A 16,033-nucleotide genomic window follows, 5' to 3' on the forward strand; every position below is an offset into this window, starting at 1 on the left:
TAAAATAATTGTTTAAGCATTGTTACAGTAAAAAGTGCAAATGACAATTGAACTTAAAGATAAAGAGGTGACAAGAATGAGCAGTATGAGAGCAGAGCGTGTTGGTGAACAAATGAAGAAGGAATTAATGGATATCATCAACAATAAAGTCAAAGATCCTCGAGTTGGTTTTATTACAATAACTGATGTCGTTTTAACAAACGATTTATCACAAGCTAAAGTATTTTTAACAGTTTTAGGAAATGATAAAGAAGTAGAAAATACTTTTAAAGCGCTTGATAAAGCAAAAGGCTTTATTAAGTCAGAATTAGGTTCTAGAATGCGATTACGTATTATGCCGGAATTAATTTATGAGTATGATCAATCAATCGAATACGGTAATAAAATTGAACGAATGATTCAAGATTTACACAAACAAGATAGATAATTTAGTGTTAGGTATCTGGAAAATGTTTGATAATTTCTTAATATCGGTATATTAACATTAAACAGTTAATACAAAGATGTGTAGAAATGTTTAACATTTTCCAGTTTTTTTATGAAGAAATTCAGACAAGAATTAACTACATATATAAATGAATAAAAAGAAGGTGACGAAATGTATAATGGAATTTTACCAGTTTATAAAGAACGAGGATTAACAAGTCATGATGTCGTATTTAAATTACGTAAAATTTTAAAAACTAAAAAAATTGGTCACACAGGTACGCTTGATCCGGAAGTTGCTGGCGTGTTACCAGTATGTATTGGCAATGCTACTAGAGTAAGTGATTATGTAATGGATATGGGCAAGGCATATGAAGCTACTGTTTCAATAGGTAGAAGTACTACTACCGAAGATCAAACTGGTGATACATTAGAAGTTAAAGCTATCCATTCAGCACACATCACTAACGATGATGTTGATCGATTATTAGAAGACTTTAAAGGGGTTATTGAACAAACGCCTCCAATGTATTCGTCGGTAAAAGTTAATGGTAAAAAATTATACGAGTATGCGCGTAACAATGAAACAGTAGAACGCCCTAAACGGAAAGTGAATATTAATGAAATCGGAAGAATTTCTGAACTCGACTTCAAAGGAAACGAATGTCATTTTAAAATACGTGTCGTTTGTGGTAAAGGAACATATATAAGGACATTGGCAACAGATATTGGTGCGAAATTAGGATTTCCAGCGCATATGTCAAAATTAACGCGAATTGAATCAGGTGGTTTTAAATTACAAGATAGTTTAACTTTAGAACAAATAAGTGCACTTCATGAGCAGGATTCATTGCAAAATAAATTGTTTCCTTTAGAATATGGATTAAAGGGTTTGCCAAGCATTAAAATTAAAAATCCGCACATAAAGAAACGTATTTTAAATGGGCAGAAATTTAATAAAAATGAATTTGATAACAAAATTAAGGACCAAATTGTATTTATTGATGATGATTCAAAAAAAGTATTAGCAATTTATATGGCACATCCTACTAAAGAATCAGAAATCAAACCTAAAAAAGTCTTTAATTAAAGGAGATAGAATTTATGAAAGTCATAGAAGTGACACATCCTATTCAATCTAAACAGTATATTAAAGAGGATGTTGCAATGGCATTCGGATTTTTCGATGGCATGCATAAAGGTCATGATAAAGTCTTTGATATTTTAAATGAAATAGCTGAGGCGCGAAATTTGAAAAAAGCGGTAATGACATTCGATCCGCATCCATCAGTCGTGCTTAATCCTAAAAGAAAACGTACAACATATTTAACGCCACTTTCAGATAAAATTGAAAAAATTAGTCAACATGATATTGATTATTGCATCGTTGTTAATTTTTCATCTAGATTTGCAAATGTGAGTGTCGAAGATTTTGTTGAAAATTATGTTATTAAAAATCATGTTAAAGAAGTGATTGCAGGTTTTGATTTTACCTTTGGAAAGTTTGGAAAAGGTAATATGACCGTACTTCAAGAATATGATGCATTCAATACAACGATAGTTAGTAAACAAGAAATTGAAAATGAAAAAATTTCTACGACTTCTATACGTCAAGATTTAATTAACGGTGAATTACAAAAAGCTAATGAAGCGCTGGGTTATATTTATTCAATTAAAGGCACTGTTGTGCAAGGTGAAAAAAGAGGTAGAACAATTGGTTTCCCTACTGCTAATATTCAACCAAGTGATGACTATTTATTGCCTAGAAAAGGTGTTTACGCTGTTAGTATAGAGATTGGTACTGAAAATAAATTATATCGTGGAGTAGCAAATATAGGTGTTAAACCTACATTTCATGATCCGAATAAAGCGGAAGTCGTCATAGAGGTAAATATTTTTGACTTTGAAGATAATATTTATGGAGAGCGCGTAACAGTTTATTGGCATCATTTCTTACGTCCTGAAATTAAATTTGATGGAATTGATCCACTAGTTAAACAGATGAATGATGATAAAGCACGTGCTAAATATTTATTAGCGGTTGATTTTGGTGATGAAGTAGCATATAATATTTAAAGTTGCGTATAGTTACAAAAACAAACTATACCACACCTTTTTCTTAGTAGGTCGAATCTCCAACGCCTAACTCGGATTAAGGAGTATTCAAACATTTTAAGGAGGAAATTGATTATGGCAATTTCACAAGAACGTAAAAACGAAATTATTAAAGAATACCGTGTACACGAAACTGATACAGGTTCTCCAGAAGTACAAATCGCTGTACTTACTGCTGAAATCAACGCAGTTAACGATCACTTACGTACACACAAAAAAGACCACCATTCACGTCGTGGATTATTAAAAATGGTAGGTCGTCGTAGACATTTATTAAACTACTTACGTAGTAAAGATATTCAACGTTACCGTGAATTAATTAAATCACTTGGTATCCGTCGTTAATCTTAATATAACGTCTTTGAGGTTGGGGCATATTTATGTTCCAACCTTAATTTATATCAAAAAGTTTTTACAAATATTAACATTTATTATATGTTAAGCTAATATTGAGTGAACAATAAGGTTACAATAAGATAAAGATGATATAAGTACACCTAGAGAATTAATCAAGAAATTAAAAATACAAGTATATTTTTAAAAATATCACTTATATTTGAACTGATAAGGGTGGGACGATAAGTCTATTTTGTACATAATAGATGATTATCCCGCTCTCTTTTTTTCCAATTCAATATTTTATAACTAATATTAAAATACGATAATAAATGATATGATATAACTATTAGATTCAAGAGAGGAGATTTATAATGTCTCAAGAAAAGAAAGTTTTTAAAACTGAATGGGCAGGAAGATCTTTAACGATTGAAACTGGACAATTAGCTAAACAGGCTAATGGTGCTGTATTAGTTCGTTATGGTGATACAGTTGTATTATCAACTGCAACTGCTTCAAAAGAACCTCGTGATGGAGATTTCTTCCCGTTGACAGTAAACTATGAAGAAAAGATGTACGCTGCGGGTAAAATTCCTGGTGGTTTCAAAAAAAGAGAAGGTCGTCCGGGTGATGATGCAACATTAACTGCGCGTTTAATTGATAGACCAATTAGACCTTTGTTCCCTAAAGGATATAAGCACGATGTTCAAATTATGAATATGGTATTAAGTGCAGACCCAGATTGTTCACCAGAAATGGCTGCAATGATTGGTTCATCTATGGCGCTTAGCGTTTCTGATATTCCATTCCAAGGCCCAATCGCTGGTGTGAATGTTGGTTTTATTGATGGAAAGTATATCATTAATCCAACAGTAGAAGAAAAAGAAGTATCTCGTTTAGACCTTGAAGTAGCCGGCCATAAAGACGCAGTGAACATGGTTGAAGCTGGTGCGAGTGAAATAACTGAACAAGAAATGTTAGAAGCTATCTTTTTCGGTCATGAAGAAATCAAACGTTTAGTTGATTTCCAACAACAAATCATTGACCACATTCAACCTGTTAAGCAAGAATTCATTCCTGTAGAACGTGATGAAGTTTTAGTAGAACGAGTGAAGTCATTAACTGAAGAAAAGGGACTTAAAGAAACTGTATTAACATTTGATAAACAACAACGTGATGATAACCTTGACAACTTAAAAGAAGAAATTGTCAGTGAATTTGTTGATGAAGAAGATCCTGAAAATGAATTATTAATTAAAGAAGTATATTCAATTTTAAATGACTTAATTAAAGAAGAAGTAAGACGTTTAATTGCAGATGAAAAAATTAGACCGGATGGACGTAAACCAGATGAAATCCGACCATTAGATTCAGAGGTAGGTATTTTACCAAGAACACACGGTTCAGGTTTATTCACACGAGGTCAAACACAAGCACTTTCAGTATTAACTTTAGGCGCTTTAGGAGATTATCAATTAATAGATGGTTTAGGACCTGAAGAAGAAAAACGATTTATGCATCATTATAATTTCCCGAATTTCTCAGTAGGTGAAACTGGTCCAGTACGTGCACCAGGTCGTCGTGAAATCGGACATGGTGCATTGGGCGAAAGAGCTTTAAAATATATTATTCCTGATACAGCAGACTTCCCATATACAATTCGTATTGTAAGCGAAGTGCTTGAATCAAATGGTTCATCTTCTCAGGCTTCAATTTGTGGATCAACATTAGCGTTGATGGATGCAGGTGTACCGATTAAAGCACCGGTTGCTGGTATCGCTATGGGGCTTGTTACACGTGAAGATAGCTATACGATTTTAACTGATATCCAAGGCATGGAAGATGCATTAGGTGATATGGACTTTAAAGTTGCTGGTACTAAAGAGGGTATTACAGCCATTCAAATGGATATTAAAATTGACGGTTTAACACGTGAAATTATCGAGGAAGCTTTAGAACAAGCGAGACGTGGTCGTTTAGAAATTATGGATCACATGCTTCAAACAATTGAACAACCGCGCACTGAATTAAGTGCTTACGCGCCAAAAGTTGTTACGATGACAATTAAACCAGATAAGATTAGAGATGTTATCGGACCTGGTGGTAAAAAAATCAACGAAATTATCGATGAAACAGGCGTTAAACTCGATATTGAACAAGATGGTACAATCTTTATTGGTGCTGTAGATCAAGCTATGATAAATCGCGCGCGTGAAATCATTGAAGAGATTACACGTGAAGCAGAAGTCGGCCAAATATATCAAGCGACTGTTAAACGTATTGAAAAATACGGTGCTTTTGTGGGTCTATTCCCAGGTAAAGATGCCTTGCTTCACATTTCACAAATTTCTAAAGATAGAATCGAAAAAGTGGAAGACGTTTTAAAAATTGGTGATACAATTGAAGTTAAGATTACAGAAATTGATAAGCAAGGTCGTGTGAATGCTTCACACAGAGCATTAGAAGAATAATTAATAAAAATCAAAGTCATATGACGACATTTTATCGTCATGTGATTTTTTTATGTCTTTTTAAAGTAGAACCTCAATTTATTTTTGTTGCATTGGACATTTTAAAACACTTTATTATTTTGTGTGCAACTGTTAATTATCCAGTATGTATAGTGATTAATAGTGTACATCAAGTGTTTTTTAACTTATAATAAATAATGAGTTTATATATGGACGGGTAACAAATTTAGGAGGTAAGATTTTGAGTTTAATAAAGAAAAAGAATAAAGATATTCGCATTATACCACTAGGTGGCGTTGGCGAAATCGCTAAAAATATGTATATCGTTGAAGTAGACGATGAAATGTTTATGTTAGATGCTGGACTTATGTTTCCAGAAGATGAAATGTTAGGTATTGATATTGTTATACCGGATATTTCGTATGTATTAGAAAATAAAGATAAATTAAAAGGTATATTCCTTACACATGGACACGAGCATGCAATTGGTGCAGTGAGTTATGTCCTTGAACAATTAGATGCACCAGTTTATGGATCTAAATTAACTATAGCGTTGATTAAAGAAAATATGAAAGCCCGTAACATTGATAAAAAAGTACGCTATTACACAGTTAATAATGATTCAATTATGAGATTTAAAAACGTTAATATTAGTTTCTTTAACACAACACATAGTATTCCTGATAGTTTAGGTGTATGCATCCATACTTCATATGGCGCAATTGTTTATACTGGAGAATTTAAGTTCGATCAAAGTTTACATGGACATTATGCTCCAGATATTAAACGTATGGCTGAAATTGGTGAAGAAGGCGTATTTGTTTTAATTAGTGATTCTACAGAAGCTGAGAAACCTGGATACAATACACCTGAAAATGTAATTGAACATCATATGTATGATGCATTTGCTAAAGTACGTGGTCGTTTGATTGTGTCTTGTTATGCATCCAACTTTATACGTATCCAACAAGTGTTGAATATTGCAAGTAAGTTAAATCGAAAAGTATCATTTTTAGGCAGATCACTTGAAAGTTCATTTAATATTGCTCGTAAAATGGGGTACTTCGATATTCCTAAAGATTTGCTTATTCCTATAACAGAAGTTGATAATTATCCTAAAAATGAAGTGATTATTATTGCTACTGGTATGCAAGGGGAGCCAGTTGAAGCATTGAGTCAAATGGCGCAACATAAACATAAAATTATGAATATTGAAGAAGGCGATTCTGTATTTTTAGCAATTACAGCATCAGCTAATATGGAAGTAATCATTGCAAACACACTAAATGAACTAGTTCGTGCAGGCGCCCATATAATTCCTAACAATAAAAAGATTCATGCATCAAGTCATGGTTGCATGGAAGAATTGAAAATGATGATTAACATCATGAAACCTGAATACTTCATTCCTGTACAAGGTGAATTCAAAATGCAAATTGCACACGCAAAGTTAGCAGCAGAAGCAGGTGTTGCACCTGAAAAGATTTTTCTTGTTGAAAAAGGTGATGTCATTAATTACAACGGTAAAGAAATGGTATTAAATGAAAAGGTTAATTCAGGTAATATTTTAATTGATGGTATAGGTATAGGGGATGTAGGAAATATTGTTTTACGAGACCGTCATCTTTTAGCGGAAGATGGTATCTTTATTGCGGTTGTAACATTAGATCCTAAAAATAGACGCATTGCTGCAGGACCTGAAATTCAGTCTCGCGGTTTTGTATATGTACGTGAAAGTGAAGATTTATTGCAAGAAGCAGAAGATAAAGTTCGTGAGATTGTAGAAGCAGGTTTACAAGAAAAGCGTATTGAATGGTCTGAAATTAAACAAAACATGCGCGATCAAATTAGTAAACTTTTATTCGAAAGTACGAAACGTCGTCCTATGATTATTCCAGTTATTTCTGAAATTTAATCAAAAGATATTAACATAAAAGAGGTCAGAACAATTCATTGAAATATAATTAATGTCAGTGACAATGTAGTTATATTTTAAAATGGTCATTTTAAGGGGGAAGTTATATTCAAATAACCTCTGCAGAGTGATTCAAAGATGAAACTGTTCTAACCTCTTTCATCGTCTGTTTGAAATGTAAACTATAAGCGCTACATTCAAATTGATAACTTTAGGAAAATTAGCATTTTTAATTACGTTATAACATTGACAACATAAGGAGGTGCGTCAATTGGCACAAGCAAAAAAGAAATCGACAGCTAAGAAAAAGACAACATCCAAAAAAAGAACAAATTCAAGGAAAAAGAAAAATGATAATCCGATACGCTATGTCATAGCTATATTAATCGTAGTCTTAGTTGTATTGGGTGTTTTCCAATTAGGAATTATAGGTCGTCTAATTGACAGCTTCTTTAATTATTTATTTGGTTACAGTAGATATTTAACATATATTTTAGTTCTCTTAGCAACTGGTTTTATTACATACTCTAAACGTATTCCTAAGACTAGACGGACAGCTGGGTCGATTATATTACAAATTGCATTATTATTTGTGTCACAGATAGTATTCTATTTTAATAGTGGCGTCAAAGCTGAAAGAGAACCTGTACTTTCTTATGTATATCAATCATATCAACATAGTCATTTTCCTAATTTTGGCGGTGGTGTATTAGGATTTTACTTATTAGAATTAAGCGTACCTTTAATATCGTTATTTGGGGTGTGCATTATTACAGTACTACTGTTATGTTCAAGTTTTATTTTATTAACTAATCACCAACACAGAGATGTTGCGAAAATTGCTTTAGAAAACATAAAAACGTGGTTTAGTTCATTTAATGAAAAAATGTCTGAAAAAAATCAAGAAAAACAAATTAAACGTGAAGAAAAAGCAAGACTTAAAGAAGCACAACAACAAGCTCGTCAAAACGAAAGACCACAAATTAAAGATGTGAGTGACTTTCCTGAAGTACCTCAAGAAAGAGACATCCCAATTTACGGACATAATGAGAATGAAGAGAACAATCAACAGACACAAAGTCGCAAAAAACGAATTTTTGATGCTGACCAAAATGCAGACAACAATGACAATCATAATAAAATTAAACATCAAGAACAATTGGTAGAACAAAGTAATCATAATACTGAAAGTGAGAACTCAATAGAAGAAGCAGGGGAAGTAACCAATGTATCTTATGTTATTCCTCCTCTATCTTTACTTAACCAACCAGCTAAACAGAAAACAACATCTAAGACTGAAGTTCAACGTAAGGGACAAATATTAGAAAATACATTAAAAGATTTTGGAGTTAATGCAAAAGTAACTCAAATTAAAATTGGCCCAGCTGTTACTCAATATGAAATTCAGCCAGCACAAGGTGTAAAAGTTAGTAAAATTGTGAACTTGCATAATGATATTGCATTAGCCTTAGCTGCAAAAGATGTTCGAATTGAAGCGCCAATACCTGGTCGTTCAGCTGTTGGTATTGAGGTTCCTAACGATAAAATTTCATTAGTTTCGTTAAAAGAAGTTTTAGATGAAAAGTTTCCGTCTAATAATAAATTAGAAGTTGGATTGGGAAGAGATATTTCTGGAGATCCAATTACAGTTCAACTAAATGAAATGCCTCATTTATTAGTTGCAGGTTCTACGGGTAGTGGTAAATCCGTATGTATTAATGGTATTATTACAAGTATTTTGTTAAATGCTAAACCACATGAAGTTAAATTAATGTTGATTGATCCAAAAATGGTCGAACTTAATGTGTATAATGGTATTCCGCATTTATTAATACCAGTTGTTACAAACCCGCATAAAGCAGCACAGGCTTTAGAAAAGATAGTAGCTGAAATGGAACGTCGTTATGACTTATTCCAACATTCTTCAACGCGAAACATTAAAGGATATAATGAGTTAATACGTAAACAAAACCAAGAATTAGATGAAAAACAGCCAGAACTACCATATATTGTTGTCATTGTAGATGAACTTGCTGATTTAATGATGGTTGCGGGTAAAGAGGTTGAAAATGCGATTCAACGTATTACACAAATGGCTCGTGCAGCTGGTATACATTTAATTGTTGCTACGCAAAGACCGTCCGTCGATGTTATTACAGGTATCATTAAAAACAATATCCCTTCTAGAATAGCATTTGCTGTTAGTTCGCAAACAGATTCAAGAACAATTATCGGTACTGGTGGTGCTGAGAAACTACTTGGTAAAGGCGATATGCTCTACGTCGGCAATGGGGATTCATCACAAACTCGAGTCCAAGGGGCGTTTTTAAGTGACCAAGAGGTACAAGATGTTGTAAATTATGTAGTAGAGCAACAGCAGGCAAATTACGTTAAAGAAATGGAACCGGATGCGCCTGTAGATAAAGCAGATATGAAAAGTGAAGATGCATTATATGATGAGGCATATTTGTTTGTTATTGAGCAACAAAAAGCCAGTACATCTTTATTGCAACGACAATTTAGAATAGGCTATAATCGTGCTTCTAGATTGATGGATGATTTAGAACGAAATCAAGTGATTGGACCACAAAAAGGTAGTAAACCAAGACAAGTTTTAATAGATCTTAATAATGACGAGGTGTAAATAATGTCAGAAATGAATGCGGTATATAAGGTTAAGCAATACATTTTAAATTTGATTAATCAGAATAAATTAGAACATGGTGATCAACTTCCTAGTAATTTATCAATTGCCAGAGAATTAAATGTAAAAACCGATGATGTTTATGAAGCCATTCAGGCATTGATTACTGAACAAGTCATTAAAGATAATTTTGAAGAGGGCTCAAGTGTTAAGTCACTGCCCCCTTTCTTTTATCCATTAAATGAACTGATTAGTATAGGACAGATGATAAAAAATGCAGGATTTGAAAGTGGCACGGAATATTTGAATTTCGATGAACAACCAGCCACAATGTTAGATGCAAATTTACTAACTGTTGAAGAAGGACATCCAGTTACAATTATTGAACGATTGAGAACTGCTGACGGACAACCTGTTGTTTATTGTTTAGATAAAATTGCTAAAAAAGAATTAACATGTACAGGCTACCAAATGAGCAATGGTTCAATGTTAAGCGCCATTAAAGAACAAAGTAATCACAATATTTGTTACGCTGATACTGAAATTGAAGCGGTTAATTATGAACCAAGAATTTCAGAAGTGTTAAACGCATCGCCACATGAGGGATTAATTTTACTAAAAATAACTCATTATAATGAGTTAGATGAACCAATCTTGTATTCATTGAATTATATGAAAAATAGTTTAGTGCAGTTTAAAGTTACAAGAAAAATATAGATATAAGATTTCACTGAGGAGGCTATATATTTGAGTAATCAATCTCAACCAAATATACATATAAATGTTTCACCAACTACTAAATTTAAAACAACTACGATAGTGTTTAAATTTATGGCACCATTAGAATATGACACAATTACAGCAAGATCTCTTTTAAGTAAATTATTAGTACGTGCCACGAAGAAATGGCCTACGGATAAAGCATTTAATAATCATTTAGCTGAATTATATGGTGCTTATGTAAACAGTACGATTTCGAAATTTAAAGATCAGCATGTTATTACTTTTTCATTAGAAATTGTAAATGAGCGTTACTTAAGAAATCGTGAATCATTATTCAATCAAGGATTAGATTTATTGCAAGAAATGATTTGGAATCCATTAATTGAAAATGAAACTTTTAATAAGAATTATGTTAATCAAGAAAAGACTTTACTTGCTAAGAAAATTGAAGCATTGGTCGATAACAAAGCGCAATATTCATTTTTAAAATTATTAGACCATATGTTTGAAAATGAAGCATATAAATATTTATCTACAGGACAACTAGAACAAATTCCACATATTACTGCTGAAACACTTTATCATACATATCAATCAATGATTAATAATGATCAATGTTCTGTTTATGTTGTCGGAAATGTAGAACCAGAAACTGTTAAACAACAAATTCGTGAAAAGTTTGCAATTAGACCTTTTGATAAGCAGCAGTTCCAACATTCAACACATCATTTACATGATGATGACGTTGACTATATTGTTGAGTATGATGATGTAGATCAGGCTAAGTTAAATATGGGATATCGTTTTCCAACTCAATATGGTCAACCTGGCTATGCTGCGTTTGTCGTTTTTAATATGATGTTCGGAGGAGACCCCTCATCCGTATTGTTCAACGAAGTGCGTGAAAAGCAAAGTTTAGCTTATTCAATCCATTCACAAATTGATGGAAAAAATGGATATTTATTTGTTTTAAGTGGTGTATCAAGTGATAAGTATGAGGTAGCTAAAGATACAATTATCAATGAATTTGAAAAGATAAAAAATGGTGATTTTACAGATGAAAAATTAGCGTTAGCAAAGAAAGTAATTATTTCTCATCGTTTTGAGTCTGAAGATCGTCCAAAAAGTATCATTGAAATTATGCACAACCAAATACTATTAGAACAACCTCAAAGTAAAGAAACATTTATAAATGATATTCAGAATGTAAGTCGTGAAGATATTAAATCGGTTGCAAAACAAGCTTATTTAGATACGATTTATGTATTAACAAAAGGAGGGGGTAAATAATGAAAGAACGTTATTATGAATTAATAGATGAAAGAGTTTTTGAAAAAAAATTAGATAATGGCTTACGTCTATTTGTTATCCCTAAACCTGGTTTTCAAAAGACATTTGTAACTTATACAACTCAGTTTGGTTCTTTAGATAATAAATTCAAACCATTTGGACAGGATGATTTTGTGACAGTCCCTGATGGCGTAGCACATTTTCTAGAACACAAACTATTTGAAAAAGAGGAAGAGGATTTGTTTACTGCATTTGCAGAAGAAAATGCACAAGCAAATGCATTTACGAGCTTTGATCGTACAAGTTATTTATTCAGTGCAACAGATCATGTTGAAAGTAATATTAAACGTTTATTGACGATGGTTGAAACACCATATTTTACAAAAGAAACTGTTGATAAGGAAAAAGGAATTATCGCAGAAGAAATTAAAATGTATCAAGAACAACCTGGATATAAATTAATGTTTAATACTTTGCGTGCTATGTACCAACAACATCCAATACGTGTTGATATTGCCGGAAGTGTTGAAAGTATTTATGAAATTACTAAAGATGATTTATATCTATGCTATGAAACATTTTACCATCCTTCAAATATGGTTTTATTTGTAGTCGGAGATGTAAATCCTGAATACATATGCCAAATTGTTGAAGATCATGAAAATGCTCGCAATAAAGACAATCAACCTAAAATTGAAAGAGGTATTGTTGATGAGCCTAATGAAGTGAAAGAAGCTTTTGTATCCGAAGAAATGAAAATTCAGTCGCCGCGTTTAATGCTTGGGTTTAAAAACAGACCGTTGCAAGAAGAACCTGAAAAATATGTGCAACGTGATTTAGAAATGTCATTGTTCTTTGAATTAATATTTGGAGAAGAAACAGATTTTTATCAACATTTATTGAGTGAAGGTCTTATTGATGATACATTCGGTTATCAATTTGTGCTAGAACCAACGTATAGTTTTTCAATTGTGACTAGTGCTACTGAACAGCCAGATAAATTAAAAGAATTATTGTTGAGTGAGTTGAGAGATAAAAAAGGTAATTTCCAAGACGCTCAAGCGTTTGAACTTTTGAAAAAGCAGTTTATTGGTGAGTTTATTTCAAGTCTAAATTCGCCTGAATATATCGCAAATCAGTATGCAAAGCTGTATTTTGAAGGTGTTAGTGTGTTTGACATGCTAGATATTGTTGAAAATATAACATTAGATAGTATTAATGAAACGTCAACATTGTACTTAAATTTAGAACAACAGGTTGATAGTCGTTTGGAGATTAAAAAATAATGAAAGCATTGGTATTAGGTGGTTCTGGTTCCATTGGTTCTGAGATTGTACAACGGTTATTATCAGATGGTTTTGAAGTGTATATACAATATTATCGTGCCGATATAAATGAATTATCAATTAAATTTAAAGGTGACAAAGTACATTTTATAAAAGCAGATTTAACTAAAACGATTGATATTGAAAATACGTTTGGTGAAATTAAATCATTAGATTGCTTAATATATGCGAGTGGTCAGTCACTATATGGTATTTTACAAGATATGTCAGATCACGATATAGATGCTTGTTACCAGTTAAATGTCTTGCAATTAATTAGGTTGTGTCGTTATTTTGTGGATTTATTACGTCAAAGTGAAAATGGCAGGATAATTGTTATTTCTTCAATTTGGGGAGAAATGGGTGCTAGCATGGAAACGATATACTCTACGATGAAAAGTGCTCAATTAGGATTTGTTAAAGCTTTAAGTCAAGAACTGGCATTGACTTCAGTGACTGTAAATGCAGTAACTCCTGGGTTTGTCGCAGGGAATATGGCTAATGAGTGGCGTAAAGATGAACTCCAAGCAATGGTAAATGAATTACCACAGCAACGATTGATATTACCAAGAGAAATTGCGCATACATGTGCTTATTTATACCATCCAGATGCCAAAAGTGTGACTGGAACCATTCAAAAAGTAAACGGTGCTTGGTATATTTGATATCATAACTATTTTTATTATCAAATATTTTTATGTTTGATGTTATAATATGAATAATACCAAATGTGAATCATAATTAGTTAATTAATCAAGGGGTGGGATTCACCATGACAGTTGCAGAAAAAAAAGAATGGTACCTAGAATATGAGATTGAAATTAACAGATCTGGTCTATTAGGCGATGTATCTAGTTTATTAGGTATGTTAGGTATAAGTATAGTTACGATTAATGGTGTAGATCAAGGTAAACGAGGCCTTTTAATTAAGACTGATAACCTTGAAAAAGTTGAACGTTTTGAACAAATAGCTCGTAGTATCGATGAAATCGAAATTACAAAATTAAAAAAGCCGGAACTTAGAGATCGGCTTGCTGTTAGACACGGTAGATATATTGAACAAGATGCTAAAGATAAGAAAACGTTTAGATTTGAGCGTGAAGATTTAGGATTACTCGTAGATTTTTTAGCGGAGTTATTTAAAGAAGAAGGCCATAAATTGATTGGAATTAGAGGTATGCCTAGAGTAGGTAAAACAGAATCGATAGTAGCCGGAAGTGTTTGTGCACATAAAAGATGGTTATTTATAAGTTCTACTTTAATTAAACAAACGGTGCGTAGCTCACTAATTAAGGGGGAATATGACGCAAACCATGTTTATATTATAGATGGTGCTGTTACTGCAAGAGAGTCAAACCCAAAACATCAAGAATTAGTTAATGAAGTTATGACATTGCCATCAATCAAAGTTGTTGAACATCCTGATTTATTTGTTGAAACAAGTACATGTACTATGGATGATTTTGACTATATTATTGAATTGAGAGAAAATGAAAACCAAGAAATACATTACGAAGAAATGAAAAAGCAAACAGTTCAAAGTAAAAATAATTTAGATTTTGGCGATCCATTTGGCGGTGGATTTGGTTTCTTCGAGTAATTTTTATTGTAAGGAGGCTATGAATTGAAAACAGTCGGTGAAGCACTTAAAGGTAGACGTGAACGATTAGGTATGACGTTAACAGAATTAGAACAGAGAACTGGTATAAAACGAGAAATGTTAGTACATATCGAAAATAATGACTTCGACCAACTACCTAATAAAAACTATAGTGAAGGTTTTATAAGAAAATATGCCAGCGTTGTTAACATTGAACCTAATCAATTAGTTCAAGCTCATCAAGATGAGATTCCATCAAACCAAGCCGAATGGGACGAAGTTATAACAGTTTTCAATAAAAATAAAGACTTAGATTATAAAAGTAAATCTAAAGAGCCATTACAATTATTAGTTATCATGGGTATTACAGTTTTAATAACTTTAATGTTATGGATTTTGTTAGTGTTAATTTTTTAAAATATATATTAGTGAGAAATGAGGATGTATAATGAATATTCCAAACCAGATAACGGTTTTTAGAGTTGTATTAATACCAGTTTTTATCTTATTTGCATTAGTTGATTTTGGATTTGGTGATGTGTCATTTTTAGGTGGCTATGAAATTAGAATCGAACTATTGATTAGTGGTTTTATTTTTATTCTCGCATCATTAAGTGATTTTGTTGATGGTTATTTAGCGAGAAAATGGAATTTAGTGACCAATATGGGTAAGTTCTTAGATCCTCTAGCAGATAAATTACTTGTTGCAAGTGCTTTAATTGTGCTTGTTCAACTTGGTTTAACGAATTCAGTTGTTGCAATTATTATTATTGCCAGAGAATTTGCAGTAACTGGTTTACGTTTACTGCAGATTGAACAAGGTTTTGTTAGTGCTGCTGGTCAGTTAGGTAAAATTAAAACTGCAGTTACAATGGTAGCTATCACTTGGTTACTGTTAGGTGATCCTTTTGTAACATGGATTGGTCTATCGTTAGGACAAATTTTATTATACATTGGTGTTGTATTTACTATCTTATCTGGTATTGAATACTTTTATAAAGGTAGAGATGTTTTTAAACAAAAATAAATATATAATACTCTAACTAGGTTTCGTTTTAATACGGAATCTAGTTTTTTAAATCTCATTTTTAGAAATTAGAATCTTAATTGTTTATAATGAGTATATTGTAAATCACCTATTGATAGTAAAGAGATGAACTTATGTTAATGAAGATTTTACAATACTCA

General features: G+C 32.2%; 14 protein-coding genes. All 14 read left to right on the forward strand.

The features are described 5' to 3' along the window. The first annotated feature begins 76 nt into the window (after positions 1-76). The 14 genes from rbfA to pgsA all read left to right on the forward strand — a co-directional run bounded on the left by rbfA (position 77) and on the right by pgsA (position 15,872). Positions 77-427 carry a 30S ribosome-binding factor RbfA gene (gene rbfA, locus SAMSHR1132_RS05830; RefSeq protein WP_000097321.1) on the forward strand — a complete coding sequence of 117 codons (351 nt, stop codon included), beginning with the start codon at positions 77-79 and terminating at the stop codon, positions 425-427. 171 nt (positions 428-598) lie between these two features. Next, positions 599-1,516, forward strand: a complete 918-nt coding sequence (gene truB / locus SAMSHR1132_RS05835) for a tRNA pseudouridine(55) synthase TruB (RefSeq protein WP_000282309.1) — start codon at positions 599-601, stop codon at positions 1,514-1,516. A 14-nt stretch (positions 1,517-1,530) separates the two neighbouring features. Continuing rightward, positions 1,531-2,502: a riboflavin biosynthesis protein RibF gene (gene ribF / locus SAMSHR1132_RS05840; protein ID WP_000864173.1), complete on the forward strand. Its 972-nt coding sequence runs from the start codon at positions 1,531-1,533 to the stop codon at positions 2,500-2,502. Positions 2,503-2,616: 114 nt separating this feature from the next. Next, complete coding sequence (gene rpsO / locus SAMSHR1132_RS05845; RefSeq protein ID WP_001018327.1) at positions 2,617-2,886, forward strand: 30S ribosomal protein S15; 270 nt, start codon at positions 2,617-2,619, stop codon at positions 2,884-2,886. A 365-nt stretch (positions 2,887-3,251) separates the two neighbouring features. After that, positions 3,252-5,348, forward strand: coding sequence for a polyribonucleotide nucleotidyltransferase (gene pnp, locus SAMSHR1132_RS05850; RefSeq protein ID WP_000076680.1), 2,097 nt, complete (start codon positions 3,252-3,254; stop codon positions 5,346-5,348). Between the two features lie 241 nt (positions 5,349-5,589). Further along, positions 5,590-7,263: a ribonuclease J2 gene (gene rnjB / locus SAMSHR1132_RS05855; RefSeq protein WP_000052592.1), complete on the forward strand. Its 1,674-nt coding sequence runs from the start codon at positions 5,590-5,592 to the stop codon at positions 7,261-7,263. 271 nt (positions 7,264-7,534) lie between these two features. Then, positions 7,535-9,907: an FtsK/SpoIIIE family DNA translocase gene (locus SAMSHR1132_RS05860; RefSeq protein ID WP_000035748.1), complete on the forward strand. Its 2,373-nt coding sequence runs from the start codon at positions 7,535-7,537 to the stop codon at positions 9,905-9,907. 3 nt (positions 9,908-9,910) lie between these two features. Then, positions 9,911-10,624: a GntR family transcriptional regulator gene (locus SAMSHR1132_RS05865; protein ID WP_001293301.1), complete on the forward strand. Its 714-nt coding sequence runs from the start codon at positions 9,911-9,913 to the stop codon at positions 10,622-10,624. A gap of 30 nt (positions 10,625-10,654) precedes the next feature. Continuing rightward, positions 10,655-11,920 (forward strand): EF-P 5-aminopentanol modification-associated protein YfmF, encoded by a 1,266-nt coding sequence (gene yfmF, locus SAMSHR1132_RS05870; RefSeq protein ID WP_000070920.1) that lies wholly within the window; start codon positions 10,655-10,657, stop codon positions 11,918-11,920. Then, complete coding sequence (gene yfmH, locus SAMSHR1132_RS05875; protein ID WP_000664761.1) at positions 11,920-13,206, forward strand: EF-P 5-aminopentanol modification-associated protein YfmH; 1,287 nt, start codon at positions 11,920-11,922, stop codon at positions 13,204-13,206. Before yfmF ends, yfmH begins: the two co-directional genes overlap by 1 nt. Beyond that, positions 13,206-13,910: an elongation factor P 5-aminopentanone reductase gene (gene ymfI / locus SAMSHR1132_RS05880; protein WP_000646238.1), complete on the forward strand. Its 705-nt coding sequence runs from the start codon at positions 13,206-13,208 to the stop codon at positions 13,908-13,910. Before yfmH ends, ymfI begins: the two co-directional genes overlap by 1 nt. 107 nt (positions 13,911-14,017) lie before the next feature. Next, positions 14,018-14,845 (forward strand): DUF3388 domain-containing protein, encoded by an 828-nt coding sequence (locus SAMSHR1132_RS05885; protein WP_000214894.1) that lies wholly within the window; start codon positions 14,018-14,020, stop codon positions 14,843-14,845. A gap of 24 nt (positions 14,846-14,869) precedes the next feature. Then, the gene (locus tag SAMSHR1132_RS05890; RefSeq protein WP_000859442.1) at positions 14,870-15,262 is read left to right on the forward strand and encodes a helix-turn-helix domain-containing protein; all 393 of its coding nucleotides are present in this window, start codon (positions 14,870-14,872) and stop codon (positions 15,260-15,262) included. A gap of 31 nt (positions 15,263-15,293) precedes the next feature. Then, on the forward strand, positions 15,294-15,872 hold the full coding sequence (pgsA, locus tag SAMSHR1132_RS05895) for a CDP-diacylglycerol--glycerol-3-phosphate 3-phosphatidyltransferase (protein ID WP_001025088.1): 579 nt from the start codon (positions 15,294-15,296) through the stop codon (positions 15,870-15,872). The last annotated feature ends 161 nt before the right edge of the window (positions 15,873-16,033 follow it).

Origin of the sequence: Staphylococcus argenteus, from assembly GCF_000236925.1 — a bacterium.
In the GTDB taxonomy this organism is placed as follows: domain Bacteria; phylum Bacillota; class Bacilli; order Staphylococcales; family Staphylococcaceae; genus Staphylococcus; species Staphylococcus argenteus.